We start from the raw sequence: 18667 nt of genomic DNA, 5'->3' as shown, positions 1-18667 counted from the left end.
TTCTGGGGGGGATTGTCACGCCATCCTACCAGATTTTGTGTCATGTAAAGGGAATGATCAGGCCGACGCAGATCAGCAGGCAACCGGCCACGATATTGGTCCTGCGTATCGCCAGCGGCGAAGTCAATACACCGCGCACACGATCGATGAACAGGGCAAACGCAAGGTTGCCCAGAAGGGGCACAGTGAACGACAGCGCAATGATCGGAGCGATGTCGGCGGGGGTGATTTGGCTCAGGTCAAAAAAACCTGGCAACATGCCCATGTAGAACAAGATCGCCTTGGGGTTGGCTAGGATGACAATAAGTCCAGCCATGAACCCCGCCCGTTTTCCCGGCTTGGTAAGTGCCCTGTTTTCACGGATCGTGTTACCTGCTTGGCGCAGCACGCTGACCCCCATCAACAAGAACACGCCGCTGGCCACATAGCGCAGAACAGTCATGAACCCCTCGACCTCGTTAACCAACCACGAGACTCCGATGATCGCCAGCAAGGGCCAGATGATATCGCCGATGGCTACGCCAAGCGCCAGTGGCCAGGCCGCCTGAAACCCGCCACTGAGCGAACGAGCGATTATTGCAAGCCAAACCGGGCCGGGGGTCAGGAACAGCACCAGCAAGGCGCCAGCGTATAGGGTCAACTCCCAAGGGGTAACGGTCATAGGGCGTGAACCTCGGATAAGCCACCTTGTTCGGTGACATCCAGGAATTGCGCGCGGCCCTCCAGTCCGGCGAACAACTCGGGCTCGGTGCCGGTCATCCAGGCTTGGGTGCCCAAGGCGCAGATCTCGTCATACAGCGCTTCGCGGCGGTTTGCGTCCAGATGGGCGGCAACCTCGTCCAGCAGCACGATGGGTGGTGCGCCGGTTTGGGCTGCCAATGCGCGCGCGTTGGACAGGATCAGCGACACCAACAGGGCCTTTTGTTCCCCGGTCGAGCAATCCTTGGCGGGAACACCCTTAGCCGCAAACACACCGTAAAGATCACTGCGATGCGGCCCAACCAGGGTTCGGCCTGCGGCAAGATCGCGGAACCGGCTTTCGATAAACGCCTCTCTCAAGTCGGCTTCGGTTTCGGGCATGGCGCCTTCGGTTTGCACCAATTCCAGGTCGGCCGAGGGGAAGGCCGTCTGCGCCTGCTCTTGAGCTTGCCGGACCAGTTCCAGCGCTGACAGCCGCCCCTGATGGATGCGGGTGCCTGCTTCGGCCATTTGCCGTTCCAGCGCCACATACCAATGATCGTCGCGGATTTGCTCTTTGAGCAGCTTGTTACGTTCGCGCATGGCCTTTTCATAAAGTAGCGAAGCCTCGGCATGGCCTGGATCAAAACTCAACGCCATGCGGTCCAGGAACCGCCGCCGCCCGTCTGCACCTTCGATCCAAAGCCGGTCCATCGAGGGCACTAGCCAGACAACCCGCGACAGCTGCCCCAACGCCACCTGATTGGCCGCCTTTCCGTTGATCCGCACTTGCCGCGCCGCACCTCCGTCAGACCATGTCTCGATCTCATGGGGTTGGCCGTGCACGTCCAGTACACCTTGCAGCTTCCAGCCCAAAGTCTCGGGGCGCCGGGTCATCTCGGCTGCACTGGCACGTCGCATGCCCCGTCCGGGGGAAAACAACGAAACTGCTTCTAGGATGTTGGTCTTGCCGACGCCGTTTGCGCCATGAATAGCAACAGGGCGGCCATCCAACGACAACCGCGCCACCTTGTGCGAGCGAAAGTGGGATACGGTCAACGAGGTCAGAGCCAGCACGAGACCCTACCCCTTCTTTTTGTTGAAAAATATGGCCGCCGGAGGCATCGCGCAGAATGCGCGGTCAAACACGCATCGGCATGACGACATAGACCGCGCTTTGGTCATTGCCCTCACGCATCAGGGTCGGGTCGCCGGCCGAGTTGAACATGAACACCGCGTTCTCGCGGTCCACTTGGGACGCAATTTCCAGCAGGTATTTTGCATTGAACCCGATCTCGAGCCGCTCGTCGCCATAGGCCACGGCCAGCTCTTCTTCCGCAGCACCACTGTCGGGCGCGTTGACGGACAGGATCAGGCGATCTTCTTCCAGCTGCAGTTTCACTGCGCGTGAGCGTTCCGACGAAACTGTCGCGACCCGGTCCACGGCCTGGGCAAACTCAGACGCATCCACCTCCAGACGGCGGGTGTTGCCTTGCGGGATCACGCGTGTGTAGTCGGGGAACGTGCCGTCGATCACCTTGGACGTCAGGGTGATGTCTGGCGTGGCAAAGCGCACTTTGGTCTCGCTGACCGACACCGCAATGTCCATCTCGTCGTCGTCCAGCAGCTTGCGCAGCTCGCCCACGGTCTTGCGCGGGACAATCACGCCCGGCATCTCGGCCGATCCTGCGGGCAATTCAGCGTCGATGCGCGCCAGGCGGTGGCCGTCGGTGGCCACAGCGCGCAGCACCTTGCCGCCATCGGCGTCGGTGACATGCAGGTACACACCATTCAGGTAATAGCGGGTCTCTTCGGTCGAGATCGCAAATTTCGATTTGTCGAACAGGCGGCGCAGCATCCCCGCGGGCGCGGTAAAGTTCGACTGATACTCGGACGAGGCCATGACCGGGAAATCTTCGCGCGGGAGAGTTGCCAGAGAGAAGTTCGACCGTCCAGCTTCGACAGTCAGGCGACCCGTCGCACCGTCGGCAGTGAGCGTGACCAGCGCCCCGTCGGGCAGTTTACGCACGATCTCGTGCAGGGTTGTCGCTGCAACGGTGGTAGCACCCGCGCGCTCGACCTGAGCCGGGGCCTTGTCCACAACTTCGATGTCCAGGTCGGTGGCGCGGAACTGCACGCTGTCGCCTTCGGCTTCGATCAGAACATTTGCCAGGATGGGGATGGTGTTGCGGCGTTCCACAACGGATTGGGCCTGAGACACGGCTTTGAGCAGCGTGCCGCGTTCGATGCTGATCTTCATATCCCTTACATCCTTTGTCTTGGGCCAATGCGGTGGCCGGGACAGGCACCCTAGCGGGTCAGGCCTGCGGTACAAGTTTTTTCATGGATTTGTCCGCTGGAAAGCGGGGGGCGTCAAGGCCCGCGTGGCCCTTGGGACACAGATCAGGCCAAAACGTTGACCCCAGCACACAACAAGGGAATAAAAAAAGCCCCGAAGCATATCCGGGGCCCTTCGTGAGCGGTGGCCGTAAAACTTAGGCTTCGAGCGCGCGGCGTAGCATCTCGACGTCTTCGGCGATTTGACCGTCGGTAAGCTTTAGTTCTTCGATACGCTTGACACCGTGCATGACAGTCGTGTGGTCGCGCCCGCCAAAGCGGCGGCCAATCTCGGGCAGCGACCGACTGGTGAGCTGTTTGCACAAATACATCGCAACCTGACGCGGCCGCGCATAAGAGCGCAAACGCTTGGGGCCGATGATGTCGCTGAGGCGGATGTTGTAGTAGTCGGACACCTTGCGCTGGATTTCCTCGACCGTGATCTTGCGCTCGGATGCGCGCAGCACGTCAGCCAAACAATCCTGTGTCAGGTCCATGTCGATCTCACGCCCCACCAGCGAAGCGAATGCGAACAGGCGGGTCAGGGCACCCTCAAGCACACGCACATTGGTCGAAATCCGATGTGCCAGAAATTCCAGCACGCCATCGGTAATCTTGAGATCAGGATAGGTGGCTTGGTGCTGCTGAACCTTGTTTTGCAGGATGCCCAAGCGCAATTCGTAATCAGTCGGGTGCAGATCGACGACAAGACCACATTGCAGGCGCGATTTCACGCGATCCTCTAGATCCTTGATTTCACCTGGAGCGCGGTCCGCCGAAATGATGATCTGTTTGTTCTGGTCCACCAGCGCGTTGAAGGTGTGAAAGAACTCTTCCTGCGTGGAATCCTTGCCCGCGATGAACTGCACGTCGTCAACCATCAGCACGTCGACCGAGCGGAACAGGTGTTTAAAGTCCATCATGCGGCGTTCTCGGAGAGCCTGCACAAAGCGATACATGAACTGTTCAGCCGACAGATACAGCACGTTCAAATCGGGACGCTTTGACTTTAGCTCCCATGCGATGGCGTGCATAAGGTGCGTTTTGCCCAGGCCAACACCGCCATAGAGGACCAGCGGATTGAACGTAACCGGGCCACCCTCGGACACGCGCCGCGCGGCAGCGTGTGCCAGTTCGTTGGGTTTGCCAACAACAAAGCTGTCAAAGGTAAAGCGCGCGTCCAGCGGTGCAGCTTGCAGCGAATCCATCGGTTCGAACGCGCTGCTCGATGTACGTGTGTCTGTTGAGCGTGTACCGGTCTGCTGAGTCGCTTGTTTGCGCTCGGTCGGACGCTTGTCTGCGGTTGCAGCAGTCGTCGGAACCACAGGCCGCACAGGAGAGTTGGCCGCGACGCGAAACGCAATGCGCTGCACGGATTCACCCGAGTTGTTCAATTCGTACAGGATCAGATCAGCAAAGTTCTGGCTGACGTAATTTCCCATGAAATTTGTCGGAACCGTAAAGACTGCAACCCCGTCATGCAGCTCCTGGAACTCGAGCGGTTCGATCCAGGTTGAGTAGTTGTTTTGTCCAACCGTCTTGAGCAGTTTCTGACGGAGTTGTCCCCATTTTTCTTGTGTCATCCAGCGCCTCACGCGTCCCATCATCATCGGCTATTCAGCCTGTTATTACCCATCCAATTCACCGGACCAGTCCCGGTGGCAATCACGCACAGGGATACCGTGCACCGATGTGTGAGCATCGGCGTCGTACAGACATAGGTCCGCACGAGAACAAACAACAAAGACAAACACCCGTCTTATACCGACGGATTGTGCATCCTCGTTACTCGTCACACTCATTTTCGACAGGGCTAGGGTGCTTGATATACCCATAGCAGACCGACCACGCCGAGTTACCCCGGCCTTCGGCAATCGCATGCACCTTCCCTGATGCCTGTCAGGTCGGGTACCTTGCAGCCTGTCCCCCCAAGCGAGTGAATCGCTGGAACAGTGGTAGCAAGTCCGGGTGCGGAGCGGCAACGAAACTCTGATGTTGACTCTGCCTTTGGGGACAAAGAATCTCTCGCGCTCGCAGCAACGGGGCATCAGTGCAACAGGCACAAAAAAAGGCGCTGCCGACGGCAACGCCTTTTCACAAAACGCTTTTGTGCGAGTCGCGAATTAACCCAGAGCTTTAACGCGGGCTGCCAGGCGCGATACTTTCCGCGATGCGGTGTTTTTGTGAAATACGCCTTTGGTCACACCACGCATCAGCTCGGGCTGAGCGGCGCGCAGAGCAACAGTTGCGGCTTCTTTGTCGCCGGATTCAATTGCTTCTTCGACTTTACGCAGGAAGGTACGGATGCGCGAACGACGGGCTTTGTTGACGGCAAAGCGGGACTCGTTCTGACGGGCGCGCTTTTTTGCCTGGGGCGAATTTGCCATGGTTATCTGACCTTTATCTCGGTTCGGTTTGTTCAAGTTTGCGCATTGCCAAGTCCAATCCGGGTATCAGGTCACCGGTGTGATTCTAGCCAGAGCGGGCCGCACGCGCATGTATTGCGGCGCTATCTAGCCAAGTTTTCTGGGAATGCCAAGCCGTTTCTGTGCCGGGTCCTTGAAACGAAACGGGCAGGTCGATGACCCGCCCGTTCCACAAAGTGATTCCCTTACGCCACGTCATTTGTCGCGGAATTGGGCCTCGCGTTTTTCCAGGAAAGCAGCCATGCCCTCTTTCTGATCTTCGGTCGCAAACATCGAATGGAACACGCGACGTTCAAAAAGCAGACCTTCGTTCAGCGTAAGTTCATAGCTGCGGTTCACAACCTCTTTGGCGGCCATGGCGGTCAGTTGGGATTTTTCGGCAATTTTTTGGGCCGCACTTGTCGCCTCTTCGATCAGCTTCTTGGCAGGAACGACGCGACTGACAAGACCTGCGCGCTCTGCCTCTTCGGCGTTCATGAAGCGACCGGTCAGGTTCATGTCCATTGATTTGGACTTGCCGACAAATCGGGTCAGTCGCTGTGTACCGCCGATACCAGCAATGACGCCCAGATTGATCTCGGGTTGACCGAATTTCGCGGTGTCCGATGCGATGATGAAATCGCACATCATCGCCAGTTCGCACCCGCCACCCAGAGCATATCCACTGACAGCAGCGATGATGGGTTTGCGGACAGCGGCCACTCGGTCGCCGATGTCGCCAAACAGATTTTCGGTGAACACTTCGACATAGGATTTTCCCGACATCTCTTTGATGTCTGCGCCTGCAGCAAAGGCTTTTTCCGAACCTGTGATGACGATGCAGCGCACCTTGTCGTTGTTGTCGGCGTCGGCCAGCGCAGTGCAAAGCTCGTCCAGCAATTGGGTGTTGAGCGCGTTCAATGCGTCCGGGCGGTTCAGCTTGATAAGGGCTACGTGGTCTTCAACGTCGACGATGATCGTCTCAAAGGCCATGGAGATGTGCTTTCGTTGTTCCGTTCTGGATCGATTCCTTACCACGAGGGGAAGATCGTTCAAGTTATCTTTGGCATTGCGGACAGTAGAAAGATGAGCGTCCCGATTGGGTGATTCTGGCCACCGTCCCGTTGCAGTCAGGGGTGCGACAGGGTTCATCCTCGCGGCCATAGACGTCAAAGCTGTGCTGGAAATATCCAAGTTCTCCATCGGCTTGGCGGAAATCCTTGAGCGATGAGCCACCGGCTTCAATGGCGTCCGACAGCACCTGTCGGATGACCGGAACCAAGGACGCTACGCGGCTTGCAGAAATTTTGCCGGCCTTGCGACGTGGCGAAATTCCGGCGCGAAACAATGCTTCGCAAACGTAAATATTGCCTAAACCGGCGACGATTCCCTGATCCAGAAGCGCGGATTTTATTGGTGTGTTCTTGCCGTGAAATGATTCAACTAGGTGCTGTTCATGGAAATCGTTGCCCAAAGGCTCAGGCCCCAGCACCGACAGCAGCTTGTGCTCTGTCGCGGTCACTGTCGGCAGCAGGTCCATCGCCCCGAACCGACGCGGGTCGTTAAAGGTGATGCGGGCGCCATTGGTCATGTGAAAGACAACGTGGTCGTGTTTCTCTGGCGCTGGATGGTCATGGACAAACCGTCCCAGCGGATCGCCCGAAACTGTCATGCGCCCCGACATCCCCAGATGGATCAACAGTGTTTCGCCCGTGTCCAGATCAGCAAGAATGTACTTTGACCGCCGCCCCAATCGCTGCACCCGTGCCCCGGTTAACCGCTCGGCCATACGCTCGGGGAAGGGCCACCGCAGATCCGGGCGGTTGACGTCGGCGCGTTCGATCACTTCGCCTTCCATCGCGGGGGCCAGTCCACGTCGGACGGTCTCGACCTCGGGGAGTTCAGGCATTAAGGGACTCCTTATTCCAAAGGGCCGCATTGTGCCCGTGTTCCAACGCCCTATAACAGGGGCGAATTCAGAAAACGGCAAGGCCCATGTCCGAGAATAGCGAAAAGACCACTCACTTCGGCTTCTCCGAAGTTCCCGAAGGTGAAAAGGCCGGGCGCGTCCAGGGCGTGTTCAATTCGGTGGCCAGCAAGTATGACATCATGAACGATGTCATGAGCATGGGCATCCACCGGGTGTGGAAAGACGCTATGATGGATTGGCTGGCGCCGCGTCCGGGGCAAAAATTGCTGGATGTGGCGGGCGGCACTGGTGACATCTCGTTCCGGTTTCTGGGTCGTGCGGGCCATGGTCACGCCACCGTTCTGGACCTGACCGAACCGATGTTGGTCGAAGGCCGCAAGCGGGCCGAGGCATCACATCTGGCCGACAGTTTGAATTGGGTCGTAGGCGACGCGATGTCCCTGCCGTTCGATGACAACACCTTTGACGTCTATACGATTTCGTTCGGTATTCGGAATGTGACCCGACCCCAGGAGGCACTAAACGAAGCGTATCGCGTGTTGCGTCCAGGTGGTCGGCTGATGGTTCTGGAGTTCAGCCAACTGCCTAACGACGGGCTGCAAAAGCTCTATGACCTCTACAGCTTTAACGTCATCCCGCGGATGGGCAAGGCGATTGCCGGGGACTACGACAGTTATCAGTATCTGGTGGAATCGATCCGCAATTTTCCGGATCAGGAAACATTCTTGGGCATGGTGCGCAAAGCGGGGTTCGGCAATGCCAAGTACCGCAATCTGTCGATGGGCATTGCTGCGCTGCATTCAGGCTGGAAGCTCTGACAGATGCGCGGACCTCACAATATCATTCGCCTGATCCGGACAGGCGCGACACTTGAACGGACAGGTGCCATGAACGTGGTGCTCGACGCGTTCGAGGCCCCGCCGTTACTTCGTTTTGTGGCGCATGCGCTTGGCAAGCCGTTTCAATGGCTGGGGTACAAGGGTGACCCTGACATGCCCCCGGCGACCCGTGCGCTAACGGCGCTCGGCCCGGCCTACATCAAATTTGGTCAGGTTCTGTCGACCCGCCCTGACGTGGTGGGTGAAGAGTTGGCCGAGCAGCTGCGCGTTCTGCAAGACAAACTGCCGCCCTTTCCAAGGGCCGAGGCGATGGCCGAGGTCGAGCGTGAGCTGGGGCAGCGTATCCCCGAGATGTTCAGCGAATTCAGTGAGCCGATCGCCGCTGCCTCGATCGCGCAGGTGCATAAGGCGACGCTTGCATCTTCGGGGGACGAAGTTGCGGTCAAGGTTCTGCGGCCGGGGATCGAAAAGGCATTTCGCAAGGATGTCGATGCCTTTTATCTGGCCGCTCGGATTGTCGACCTGTTTGCCCCCGGTGCACGTCGTTTACGCCCGATGGATGTAATTGAACACTTTGACGGTGTGGTGCGGGGAGAGTTGGATCTACGGCTGGAAAGTTCTGCCGCTTCAGAATTCACTGACAATACCAAGGACGATGCCGGGTTCCAATTGCCGCCTGTGCGCTGGTCCCTGTCATCGCGCCGGGTGATGACCCTTGGATGGGCTGATGGGGTTTCGCTTGGTGACAATGACGCCATAGATGTAGCTGGTCATGATCGTGTCGATCTGGGCGAGCGGGTGTTGCGCCTGTTTCTCATGCACGCGCTGCGCGACGGCTATTTCCACGCTGACATGCACCAAGGGAACCTGAAAGTTGCGCCAAACGGGGACTTGATCGCCTATGACTTTGGCATCATGGGTCACATCGACGAATACACCCGTCGGGTCTATGCCGAGATCCTTTTTGGCTTCATTCGCCGCGACTACAAACGTGTGGCCGAGGTGCATTTTGAGGCCGGTTATGTTCCCGCCAATCAAGACGTTGATGAATTCGCCCGTGCCTTGCGGGCCGTCGGCGAACCGATTTTTGGCATGGACGCTACGCAAATCTCGATGGGGCGTCTGTTGAACTATCTGTTCGAAGTGACTGAACGCTTTGGCATGGAAACCCGAACCGAGTTGATCTTGCTTCAGCGCACCATGGTGGTCGTGGAAGGCGTAGCGCGTTCGCTTAGCCCACATATCAACATCTGGGACGTCGCTCACCCTGTGGTCGAGGATTATATCAAGAAATCCATTGGCCCACGCGCACTGGTGTCCGACCTGTCCAAGACGGCCATGATCATGGCTCGATTTGGTCCGCGATTGCCTGCTTTGGTAGAAAAGGTCCTAATTGCCCAGTCGGTCGAGGATCAACCAAAGTCGTCGGTCTTCCAAGGCCGTTTGTGGCTGGTTTTGGGTGGGGTTTTGGTCGGCGGTCTGCTGGTGAGCGTCGCCGATGTCCTGTTCTAGGTTCGGGCCTGACTGGCTGTCTACGCGAATGCTCACAAATTGAGTAGCTCCGGCTCAGGTTCGATATGAACCCGGCGTCCGGCTTGTCCATTTGCGAAAAGCCCTGTGAAAGTTCGCTGGAGCTGAGAAACCGGTATCAAAGGCGACCTGTTCAATGCTGTCGGTCCCTTCCTGAAGGGCCCGTATGGCCATATCTCGGCGCAGAGCGTCTTTGATGCTCTGGAACGAAGCCCCTTCCTCTTTTAGCCTTCGGTTCAGCGTCCTAGGGGTCATTAGCAACGCGGTTGCCGCATCCGGAAGCTGACAATCCTGCCAACTTGCGCCATAAAGAAACGCGCGGACGCGCAGGCTGCAAGTATGCGCGCGTGATCCCGTAAATATCCAATCAAGCGGCGCGCGTTCGAGGAATATCGATGCCTCAGCCGGGGTGCGAACAGTCGGGCGGTTGAACTGGCGCGGATCGAAGAGGATGCTGGTCTGCGGCGCTGAGAACTGCACTGGGCAGGGGAAAACCACAGCATAGTCAGCGGCAAAATCCGGGCGTGCAAAAGCAAAGTGTACTTCCTTCACTGGCGTTTCAAACGCACTCAGCCAGGACAGCAGCCCATGGGCCAGCTTGAGCAACAACATATGGCCAAAGCGTTGTGGTCTCGCTTCTGGTGCATATGGGGTTAACATCAACGCCACCTCGTCGGGGTCGCTGCGCAAGTCCAGGCGAAAATCATCCAATAGTAAGTTCCAAAAGGTCGAAAAGCGATAAAGGGCTGAGGTCAGGCTGTGTGCCTCGCGCTGAACGGTAACCAGATGTTGCAACGCGCGTGGGCGAATTGGTCGGCTCCAGAGGCCCATCATTTCATCGCCAGTTTCTGGCGCCGCTAATTGGTACAGGCGAGCGATCTCATTGAGCGTAACCCGTTGAGCTGGATTCATCGGACTGACTTGCATACCGGATCGCGTCATCAACGACGCCATGATTTCGGGTGAGCACCGGGATCTGAGCGCGTCCAGCCAATCCTGAACAAATGCTGCAGATACCGTTGTCAGAGATATTGGGTCATTGCTGGTCACGTGCGATCTCGGTTGGCGTAATTCGATACTGTTTTGGCAAGAGATGAGCTTATATTCAAGTAACGGCGGCTCTAGATGACGTGAAGCAATAGGACACATCAAGGAGTCGCCAATGCCATACCATCCACCCGTACGGGACTTGATGTTTTGCATCGAACACCTGTCTCACTGGGAAAAGGTGTCGGGCTTGGCGACCTATTCAGACTTCGGATTGTCCGAAATCAGTGCCGTACTGGAAGGGTATGCTCGATTTTGCAATCAGCAAATCGCACCCTTATCTCATATTGGAGACGAGCTAGGCGCGCAGTTTGACAAGGGTCGCGTGACAATGCCCGAGGGGGACGCGAGGGCGTATGCACAATTTGTCGAGATGGGGTGGCAGGCTCTTACTCATCCAGTTGAACACGGGGGTATGGGGTTACCTCGTGTCGTCGGCGCCGCTGGGGTCGAGATGTTGAATGCTGCCGACATGAGTTTTGGGTTGTGCCCGTTGCTGACAGACGGAGCGATCGAGGCACTTTTGTTGACGGGGTCTGACGAGCAGAAGGCCACTTACCTCGAGCCGCTGATTGCCGGGCGTTGGTCAGGGACAATGAACTTGACCGAGCCTCAGGCCGGCAGCGATCTGGGGCGGGTGACAACAAAAGCTTCACCGCGTGCCGACGGCACTTATGGAGTCTCTGGAACCAAGATTTTCATCACTTACGGCGCCCATGATCTGACTGAGAATATAATTCACTTGGTGCTGGCCCGGACGCCGGATGCACCACAGGGGCCGAAAGGGTTGAGTCTCTTTATCGTGCCACAAAAATTGGTCGCTGCGGACGGCACGCCCGGAACCGAAAACGCAGTGGACTGTGTCAGCATCGAACACAAACTTGGTGTGCGCGCGAGTCCAACAGCAATGCTGCAATACAAGGATGCCACCGGGTTCCTGATCGGCGAGGAAAATCGTGGGCTCGAGTACATGTTCATTATGATGAACGCGGCGAGGTTCTCGGTGGGTGTTCAGGGAATTGCTACCTCTGATAGGGCATATCAGCGGGCGCTGGCTTATGCGCGGGACCGAGTGCAAAGCCGTCCGGTCGACGGATCGTCCAAGGGTGCCGTAGCGATCATCGAACACCCGGACGTGCGCCGTATGCTTTTGCGGATGCGCAGCCTGACCGAGGGCGGGCGGGCCATGGCGGCTGCAACGGCGGGGTTGCTGGACATTGCGCATCACCAAGACGATGCAGAGATTGCCGCTTTGGCTGAATTCATGGTGCCTCTGGTCAAGGGCTTCTGCTCCGAGCGCGCGGTTGAGGTCGCTTCGCTTGGGGTGCAGATTCACGGCGGCATGGGCTTTATCGAAGAAACCGGCGCTGCGCAGCATTACCGTGACGCCCGCATTCTGCCGATCTACGAAGGTACGACCGCCATCCAGGCCAATGACCTGCTGGGACGCAAGGTGATGCGCGATAGGGGTGAGACCGCCCGCCGGTTCGCTGCACGGATAACGGCAACCGAAAAGGCGTTGGCCGCAGGCAATGACACAGCCCAAACGATCGCCGCAGCACTGGCCGAGGCGCGTGGCGCATTTGACGTCGCACTGGATTGGCTGCTGGACAAGAGCCGCAACGACATCGACGCGGCCTTTGCGGGGTCTGTACCGTTCCTAATGCTGACCGGAACGCTGGCGGCTGGGTGGAAGCTGGCCAAGGGCGCACTGGTTGCACAATCCAGCCTTGAGGCTGGGCAAGACCCAGAGTTCATGACCCAGAAAATAGCCACCGCGCTTTTCTTTGCTCAGCATATTCTGCCAGACTGCCAGGCAGAAAAGACCCGTATCCTACATGGTGCGGGCAGCCTGCTGGACGCAGCTTTCCCCGAATGATGATCCGCGAAAGGACCTGATAGATGAACGACGTCGTGAATCCCGAAACTTACGAAAATCTTGCCATTTCCGCGCACGAGCACGGTCTCTATGTGGTTACGCTCAATCGTCCGTCCAAGCGTAATGCGTTGGATGTGGCCACGATCGAAGAGCTGATCCGCTTTTTCAGCGGCGCGCGCACGGCGGGTGTCAAAGCCGTGGTGTTGGCCGGTTCAGGCGATCACTTTTGCGCCGGGCTGGATCTTGTCGAACATTGGAAGGCCGACCGCAGCCCGGATGACTTCATGCATGTCTGCCTGCGCTGGCACGAGGCGTTCAACAAGATGGAATATGGCGGTGTGCCGATCATCGCTGCGTTGAAGGGGGCTGTCGTTGGCGGTGGTCTGGAGCTGGCGAGCGCGGCCCACGTACGGGTAATCGATTCGGGCACATACTTTGCATTGCCCGAGGGGCAGCGTGGTATCTTTACGGGCGGCGGCGCAACGATCCGCGTGTCGGATATGATCGGCAAGTACAGGATGATCGACATGATCCTGACTGGCCGTGTGTATCAGGGGCAAGAGGCCGTGGATCTGGGGTTGGCGCAGTACATCGTCGAGGGCGGTTCAAGCTTTGACAAAGCTATGGAGCTGGCGACTAAAGTTGCGCAAAATCTGCCTTTGACGAATTTCGCCATCTGCTCGGCCGTGAGCCACATGAACAACATGTCTGGTATGGACGCCGCCTATGCCGAAGCCGTAGTGGCAGGTGTCGTTAACACGCAACCCGCGGCCCGCGAGCGCTTGGAGGCTTTTGCGAACAAGACGGCCGCTCGCGTCCGGCCCAACAGCTGAAACGTTTGGACCCGCGATACGTTACGCAAGCACACGTTGGTGGGCCTTAGGAGCAGGCCCATTAGCTTTGGCTGATCGTCATGTTTTGCCACGCAAAGATAATCAGTGACACGACTGATCCCTGCTGGGTGAACGACGCGCGGATGTCACGCCTCAGCCGATTTTACCGTTGCTACACCGACGGCAAACGGTCGCATTTCTAGGTCAATGCGACCGTTTCAAGGGACTGGCATCCCAGACCAACTTCGAATTCGTGTCAAACTTTACATGTTGTCACAAACGAGGGTCGATCTGGGATAGTCCGCTTGGATAGTTGTGAAGACTAGCCTCCGTTCGAATTCGCCAGGGGCGGCTGGGCGAAATCATTGGCCTGAGGCGTAAGGTCCTTGGCGCCTGTTCCAGGCATTAACTCAAACCCAATGTCGAATTGGTCCAACGTGGACGCCAACTCGGCCACAACATCCGCGTTGCCTTCGGAATTAGCGGTGCCGTCAGCCAGCATGTCGGTCAACTTGCGTTCGCCTGTCATGACTTTCTCCAGATCGGCACGGTTCAGACTGATCGACAGATCAGCGTTCAGGGCCGTTTGGTCGACAATGTGGGTCAATGTGGCATTGCTCATCTCAACCACAATGTTCTCGTCCCGGTCTGGAATGATCAGGTTGATGACGAAATTCATATCCGCCGCTTTTGCGCTATTGACGCGAATGGCGATGAAATCTAGCCACATCGACGTTTCCATAGCACGGATGGTGTCGGGACCAGTGGTTTCGATGGTGGCACCTTGCGGGATGCCATTGCGCAGCTCATAGGCGGCACCAAGGAACGAGTTGCGGACAGATGGGCTTTCTTTTTGATACCCGATCTGTTCGAACGCATCGGCCAGCAGATCCTTGGCACTCTGGTTGTCGGGTTCAGCATAGACCAGTTTATTCAAAATCTCGGTCGCATGGAGGTATTGGCCCTCATCATACAATGCCTGCCCTTTGGTCAGGATCGGCCCGGCGCCACCCATCATCTCGACAAACAAGGGGGCGCTGTCCTTTGGCGACAGGGGCGTCAGTGTCGTCGGGTTGGCATCCCAATACCCAAGGTACCGGTTGATCACCGCACGGCTGTTGTGCTCGACCGAGCCATGATAGCTGCGCGCCGCCCATTGCTGCTGCAGGCTTTCGGGCACCTCATAGACATTGTGGACCTCGTTGATGGTCACGCCTTTGTTGGCCAGATTCAACACACCATTGTTGAGGTTGGCATAGGTGTCGCGCTGTGCACGCATGACCTCTTGAATTCGGTCATTGCCGAACCGGGGCCACGAGTGAGAGGCGAACATCAAATCAGCATCTTGCCCGAACTCGTAGAGCGCGTCGTTGATGTGTTTTGACCAGCTCAGTGCATCGCGCACCAGCGCGCCACGCAGGGTATAGATGTTGTGGATCGTGCCCGTGATGTTTTCCGCGGCCCAGAACGCTTTGAGGTCGGGGAAATAGGTGTTCATTTCGGCCGGAGCTTCGGTGCCCGGTGTGTTCTGGAAGACCATGCGCACACCGTCGATCGTAATCTCTTCGTAGTCGTCCGAGACATATCGGGTTGGCTCGATCAGGCCGGTGGTGCCGGCCGATATGTTTTTGCCTATTGACTGATCTACGTGACCGTGCGGGTCGCGTGGCAGCAGAACGCCGTATTGAAAGAACAGGCGTCGGTTCATAACGTTGCCGGCATAGACGTTTTCTGAAACGGCATGTTCCATAAAGCCTTCGGGTGCGATGACTTCGACACCATTGGCCACGTCTTCATCGCTAATGACACCACGGACGCCGCCATAGTGATCGGCATGAGAGTGGGAATAAACGACAGCCTTGATCGGCAGCTCTCCTACCGTGTCGCTCAGCAATTTCAATGCTGCTGCTGCAGTTTCCTTCGAGGCGAGAGGATCGAAGATGATCCAGCCGGTCTCGCCCCGGATGAACGAGATATTCGACAGATCAAAGCCACGCACCTGATAGATTTTACCTTCCAGAATCTCGTACAGGCCGTAGTTCATGTTCAGGATAGCCTGACGCTGAAGCGAAGGATGGATCGAGTCAAAATCCTGATCCCCTTCCAATAGGAAATCATAGCTTCCGATGTCCCATGCAACCGTTCCGTCTTCGGTCTTGATCTGGCGATAGTCGGGAACTGCAATCAACCCCTTGCGGCTTTCTTCAAAATCGCGCTGATCTTCGAACGGCAAAGAGTCACGCATCTGCTCCTGAAACTCGACAGTGAATTCCGATGGCATCTTGCCTTTTGGGTCAAAGTGTTCCTGTGCGGCCCCTGCACCGCAGGTCAGCATCAACAGTGCGGTGGTGAGAAGTAGTTTTTGTCGGCGTGCCATGGTCAGACAGCTCCTGGCGAAATGAATTCAATAGACGAAAGCGGCAAAGATACGGGCGTGCTGGTGCTTCACGATAAATGATCCGATTACTCGCGTGGAACGGGATCAATCTGAACACATAAGCTGGTCTCTTGGCGCTTCGGCACATGCCTGCATGGCAATCTGCCTGCCCGTGTTAGCCCCATAAAAAAACCTGGGAAGTGCGAACATGTTGCCACTTGCTCTTGATCCCATGTATGACAAACGGCGAAGTGTGTTGGGTGTTTGTTTTTCCTAGACTTTTACGGGATTGAGGTTGTTCGGGTGGACTTGTTGGAAACTGATATTCGGGCGCAATTGCAACGCCTTTTGACTCATCCCGATTTTGCAGCCACCCCCCAGCGTCGTGCCTTTCTGTCCTACATCGTCGAAGAACATCTGGATGGTCGCGCAGATCAGATCAAAGGTGTTTCCATCGCCATGTCGGTTTTTGGCCGGGATGAAACCTTTGATCAACAAGTTGACCCAATCGTCCGACTAGAGGCCCGGCGCCTGCGTCAAGATATCGACGGCTATTATGCCGGGCCAGGCAGGGAAGATCCGCTTCGTCTGACCATTCCCAAGGGCGGTTACGCCCCGAGGTTTGAGCGTATTGCACGGCTTGAACAAACGCCGTCGTCACCCGAAGATTCGCATCCGAATACCCGCAACTTGCAGCGTTTTTCCTTTATCGGTCTTGGTATGGCCGGGATATCGGCGCTGTGCGCCGTTATTTGGTTTGTTTCTGGTGGCCTGTTGGCAGGTAAACCTTCAACCTCTGAGGACACACTACCAAAGGGCCCGGTTGTGGCCGTACTACCGTTTGACACATTGGGTCAGGGACCTAGCTATTTTGCCGACGGCCTGACACAGCAACTAACCAGCGAGATAGTGCGATTTCGTGACATTTGGGTGCTGCCTTTGGGAAGCGGTCAGAGACCGTCCCATGGGGGCATTGATCTGCAAGATCTGAGGGTAGAGTTCAATGCGGAATTCGCACTGGAAGGAAGTGTCCTGGACAAGGGCGATACCATATTGTTGTCAGCCCGCCTCATCGACTTAAAAAGCCAGCGATACGTCTGGGTTAATGACTACTCTATCGGCAGATCGCCCAGCGAAATCTACGTCGCACAGGATAAGATCATCCGGGACGTGATCGGAAAACTCGCTGGAAAATATGGCGTTCTAACTCAGGACGCGATGAAAGCCGCCACCAGGACGCCGCCGAGCAACCGCGACGCATATGACTGTGTGCTGAGCTACTATAGCTACCAGATCACAATCGACCTTGGTCGGCATCCGGCAATCATGGACTGCATTCAACGAGCTTTGGTACAAAGCCCGGATTATGCTGAAGCTTGGGCGGTGTTGTCGAACCTCTATCTTCAGCAAATCCGCTTTGGGCTCGGCGGAGACCGCCAACAGGTGATTGCCGCTGCAGATACCGCTGCGCGCCGGGCTGTGGAAATTGATCCAAGCTTGGCAGCAGGGTATTTGATGCAGGCCAACATACGCTTTGTTCGCGGAGACATTGAGGGTTTTCGCAAGTCGGGTCAGATCGCAGTTGGTCTGAGCCCAAATGACAATGCCGTTCTGGCGCATTACGGTATGAGATTGGCTTTCAGTGGGGAATGGGATGAAGGGCTGGCCATAGTGGACCGCGCCATTGCTCTAAATCCCGTGCATCCACATTGGTATCATTTTCCACGCGTCTTTTATGAGTTCGACCAAGGAGATTACCAGCAGGCATTAACGGTTTTGAACCAAATCGACATGCCGAACTTCTTTTGGACGCATCTCTGGAGCGTAGCTTTGAATGCGAATTTGGGGCAGAGAAAGGTTGCCCAGTCATCGTTGAAAGCGTTGTTGTTGCTACAACCGGATTTTGAAGCCGAGGCAAACAGCATTCTGTCAATTTGGCAATTGGGCGATCTTTTCGAACAGAAGCTGCTAGATAGCCTTCGCAAGGCCGGTCTTGAGGTCGACAAATAGTCGAGCGAATGCCTGCAGTTTTTGCGACTAGATTTCTCTGGAAGGTCGAATGAACTATTTCCGGCGAGATTTGTAGAGTTCATCCACTATTGTGACGGGCTTTGTTGATGGCGTGGATGCCGTCACTCGATAGCGGTTGGGCTGATCTGGAAAGCGGCGTGTTTCATTTTTCGGGAAGGCAGAGGCCGAAACCACGAAGCGTAAAGATGTGGTTAGAATACCGAACACTCTCCTTGAGGAGATGAAGTCATGATGAGCCTCCCCAACTGAACTGGTCCCCCGTTATGTTTAGGAAATGGAGGACCACGAATGGCAAACAAGCGACCGAAGCCTGAAGAGATTGTCTCGAAGTTACGGCAGGTTGAAGTTCTGATGGGGCAAGGGATGTCCCGTCTTGATGCGATCAGACAGATCGGAGTTGTTGAGCAAACCTATTACCGCTGGCGGAAGAAGTATGGTGGAATGGGTGTTGATCAATTGAAAGAACTGAAACGGCTTCAGAAAGAGAACGAGCGGCTGAGACGCGCAGTTTCAGATCTGACGCTGGACAAACTGATCCTGACGGAAGCCACAAAGGGAAACTACTGAGCCCCGCTCGTCGTCGTGCCTGCATCGATCATGTCCGCAGCCAGCTCAAAGTATCTGAGCGACGCGCCTGCCGCGTGCTTGGACAACACCGGTCCACGCAACGGCGCGTCCCACAGGGTCGCGCAGACGAAGACCGACTGGTCGCCGACATGATCGAGCTGACCCGTCAATACGGCCGATATGGCTATCGCAGGATCGCTGCACTGCTGAGAGA

General features: G+C 56.7%; 14 protein-coding genes and 1 pseudogene. 6 read left to right on the top strand and 9 right to left on the bottom strand.

Annotation, left to right across the window (positions count from 1 at the left end):
- Positions 1–40: 40 nt before the first annotated feature.
- The 7 genes from G6R15_RS17685 to mutM form a co-directional block, all read right to left on the bottom strand.
- Positions 41–661, bottom strand: coding sequence for a LysE family translocator (locus tag G6R15_RS17685; RefSeq protein ID WP_164661312.1), 621 nt, complete (start codon positions 659–661; stop codon positions 41–43).
- Positions 658–1755: a DNA replication/repair protein RecF gene (recF, locus tag G6R15_RS17680; RefSeq protein ID WP_164661311.1), complete on the bottom strand. Its 1098-nt coding sequence runs from the start codon at positions 1753–1755 to the stop codon at positions 658–660. The genes G6R15_RS17685 and recF overlap by 4 nt, the downstream gene beginning before the upstream one ends.
- A gap of 64 nt (positions 1756–1819) precedes the next feature.
- The gene (gene dnaN, locus G6R15_RS17675; RefSeq protein ID WP_164661310.1) at positions 1820–2938 is read right to left on the bottom strand and encodes a DNA polymerase III subunit beta; all 1119 of its coding nucleotides are present in this window, start codon (positions 2936–2938) and stop codon (positions 1820–1822) included.
- A 235-nt stretch (positions 2939–3173) separates the two neighbouring features.
- Positions 3174–4598, bottom strand: coding sequence for a chromosomal replication initiator protein DnaA (gene dnaA, locus G6R15_RS17670; protein WP_164661309.1), 1425 nt, complete (start codon positions 4596–4598; stop codon positions 3174–3176).
- A gap of 540 nt (positions 4599–5138) precedes the next feature.
- Positions 5139–5402: a 30S ribosomal protein S20 gene (rpsT, locus tag G6R15_RS17665; RefSeq protein ID WP_164661308.1), complete on the bottom strand. Its 264-nt coding sequence runs from the start codon at positions 5400–5402 to the stop codon at positions 5139–5141.
- Between the two features lie 234 nt (positions 5403–5636).
- Positions 5637–6413: an enoyl-CoA hydratase gene (locus G6R15_RS17660; RefSeq protein ID WP_164661307.1), complete on the bottom strand. Its 777-nt coding sequence runs from the start codon at positions 6411–6413 to the stop codon at positions 5637–5639.
- A 64-nt stretch (positions 6414–6477) separates the two neighbouring features.
- Positions 6478–7329: a bifunctional DNA-formamidopyrimidine glycosylase/DNA-(apurinic or apyrimidinic site) lyase gene (gene mutM, locus G6R15_RS17655; protein WP_164661306.1), complete on the bottom strand. Its 852-nt coding sequence runs from the start codon at positions 7327–7329 to the stop codon at positions 6478–6480.
- An 86-nt stretch (positions 7330–7415) separates the two neighbouring features.
- On the opposite strand from mutM, the gene ubiE reads away from it, so the two are divergent.
- Together ubiE and ubiB are read left to right on the top strand one after the other, a co-directional pair.
- The gene (ubiE, locus tag G6R15_RS17650) at positions 7416–8168 is read left to right on the top strand and encodes a bifunctional demethylmenaquinone methyltransferase/2-methoxy-6-polyprenyl-1,4-benzoquinol methylase UbiE (protein WP_164661305.1); all 753 of its coding nucleotides are present in this window, start codon (positions 7416–7418) and stop codon (positions 8166–8168) included.
- A 3-nt stretch (positions 8169–8171) separates the two neighbouring features.
- Entirely contained in the window at positions 8172–9701 is a 1530-nt protein-coding gene (gene ubiB / locus G6R15_RS17645) for a 2-polyprenylphenol 6-hydroxylase (RefSeq protein ID WP_164661304.1), read from the top strand.
- A 54-nt stretch (positions 9702–9755) separates the two neighbouring features.
- Here the strand turns inward: ubiB and G6R15_RS17640 are convergent, their stop codons facing one another.
- On the bottom strand, positions 9756–10922 hold the full coding sequence (locus tag G6R15_RS17640) for an AraC family transcriptional regulator (protein WP_240336802.1): 1167 nt from the start codon (positions 10920–10922) through the stop codon (positions 9756–9758).
- Between G6R15_RS17640 and G6R15_RS17635 the strand changes: the two genes are divergently transcribed.
- Positions 10882–12645 (top strand): acyl-CoA dehydrogenase, encoded by a 1764-nt coding sequence (locus tag G6R15_RS17635; RefSeq protein ID WP_164661303.1) that lies wholly within the window; start codon positions 10882–10884, stop codon positions 12643–12645. The genes G6R15_RS17640 and G6R15_RS17635 overlap by 41 nt on opposite strands.
- 23 nt (positions 12646–12668) lie before the next feature.
- Positions 12669–13478: a methylthioacryloyl-CoA hydratase gene (dmdD, locus tag G6R15_RS17630; protein ID WP_164661302.1), complete on the top strand. Its 810-nt coding sequence runs from the start codon at positions 12669–12671 to the stop codon at positions 13476–13478.
- Positions 13479–13800: 322 nt separating this feature from the next.
- Here dmdD and G6R15_RS17625 read toward each other — a convergent pair whose 3' ends face one another.
- Positions 13801–15855, bottom strand: coding sequence for an alkyl/aryl-sulfatase (locus tag G6R15_RS17625; RefSeq protein WP_240336801.1), 2055 nt, complete (start codon positions 15853–15855; stop codon positions 13801–13803).
- A 459-nt stretch (positions 15856–16314) separates the two neighbouring features.
- Between G6R15_RS17625 and G6R15_RS17620 the strand changes: the two genes are divergently transcribed.
- Together G6R15_RS17620 and G6R15_RS17615 are read left to right on the top strand one after the other, a co-directional pair.
- Positions 16315–17865 (top strand): hypothetical protein, encoded by a 1551-nt coding sequence (locus G6R15_RS17620; protein WP_164661301.1) that lies wholly within the window; start codon positions 16315–16317, stop codon positions 17863–17865.
- A gap of 309 nt (positions 17866–18174) precedes the next feature.
- Positions 18175–18667: pseudogene (locus tag G6R15_RS17615) on the top strand (transposase); the annotation flags it as partial.

The organism is Tropicibacter sp. Alg240-R139 (genome assembly GCF_900537075.1).
In the GTDB taxonomy this organism is placed as follows: Bacteria; Pseudomonadota; Alphaproteobacteria; order Rhodobacterales; family Rhodobacteraceae; genus Falsiruegeria.
The sequence above is the reverse complement of the archived record's forward strand: the minus strand, read 5'-3'. Positions and strand labels throughout refer to the sequence as shown.

What these genes read in the sequence shown, in the direction of transcription:
- mutM (WP_164661306.1), bottom strand. Translation starts at nt 7,329, where the DNA reads ATGCCTGAACTCCCCGAGGTCGAGACCGTCCGACGTGGACTGGCCCCC.
- dmdD (WP_164661302.1), top strand. Translation starts at nt 12,669, where the DNA reads ATGAACGACGTCGTGAATCCCGAAACTTACGAAAATCTTGCCATTTCC.
- G6R15_RS17660 (WP_164661307.1), bottom strand. Translation starts at nt 6,413, where the DNA reads ATGGCCTTTGAGACGATCATCGTCGACGTTGAAGACCACGTAGCCCTT.
- G6R15_RS17635 (WP_164661303.1), top strand. Translation starts at nt 10,882, where the DNA reads ATGCCATACCATCCACCCGTACGGGACTTGATGTTTTGCATCGAACAC.
- G6R15_RS17640 (WP_240336802.1), bottom strand. Translation starts at nt 10,922, where the DNA reads ATGCAAAACATCAAGTCCCGTACGGGTGGATGGTATGGCATTGGCGAC.
- G6R15_RS17620 (WP_164661301.1), top strand. Translation starts at nt 16,315, where the DNA reads ATGTCGGTTTTTGGCCGGGATGAAACCTTTGATCAACAAGTTGACCCA.
- dnaN (WP_164661310.1), bottom strand. Translation starts at nt 2,938, where the DNA reads ATGAAGATCAGCATCGAACGCGGCACGCTGCTCAAAGCCGTGTCTCAG.
- dnaA (WP_164661309.1), bottom strand. Translation starts at nt 4,598, where the DNA reads ATGACACAAGAAAAATGGGGACAACTCCGTCAGAAACTGCTCAAGACG.
- G6R15_RS17685 (WP_164661312.1), bottom strand. Translation starts at nt 661, where the DNA reads ATGACCGTTACCCCTTGGGAGTTGACCCTATACGCTGGCGCCTTGCTG.
- ubiE (WP_164661305.1), top strand. Translation starts at nt 7,416, where the DNA reads ATGTCCGAGAATAGCGAAAAGACCACTCACTTCGGCTTCTCCGAAGTT.
- rpsT (WP_164661308.1), bottom strand. Translation starts at nt 5,402, where the DNA reads ATGGCAAATTCGCCCCAGGCAAAAAAGCGCGCCCGTCAGAACGAGTCC.
- ubiB (WP_164661304.1), top strand. Translation starts at nt 8,172, where the DNA reads ATGCGCGGACCTCACAATATCATTCGCCTGATCCGGACAGGCGCGACA.
- G6R15_RS17625 (WP_240336801.1), bottom strand. Translation starts at nt 15,855, where the DNA reads ATGGCACGCCGACAAAAACTACTTCTCACCACCGCACTGTTGATGCTG.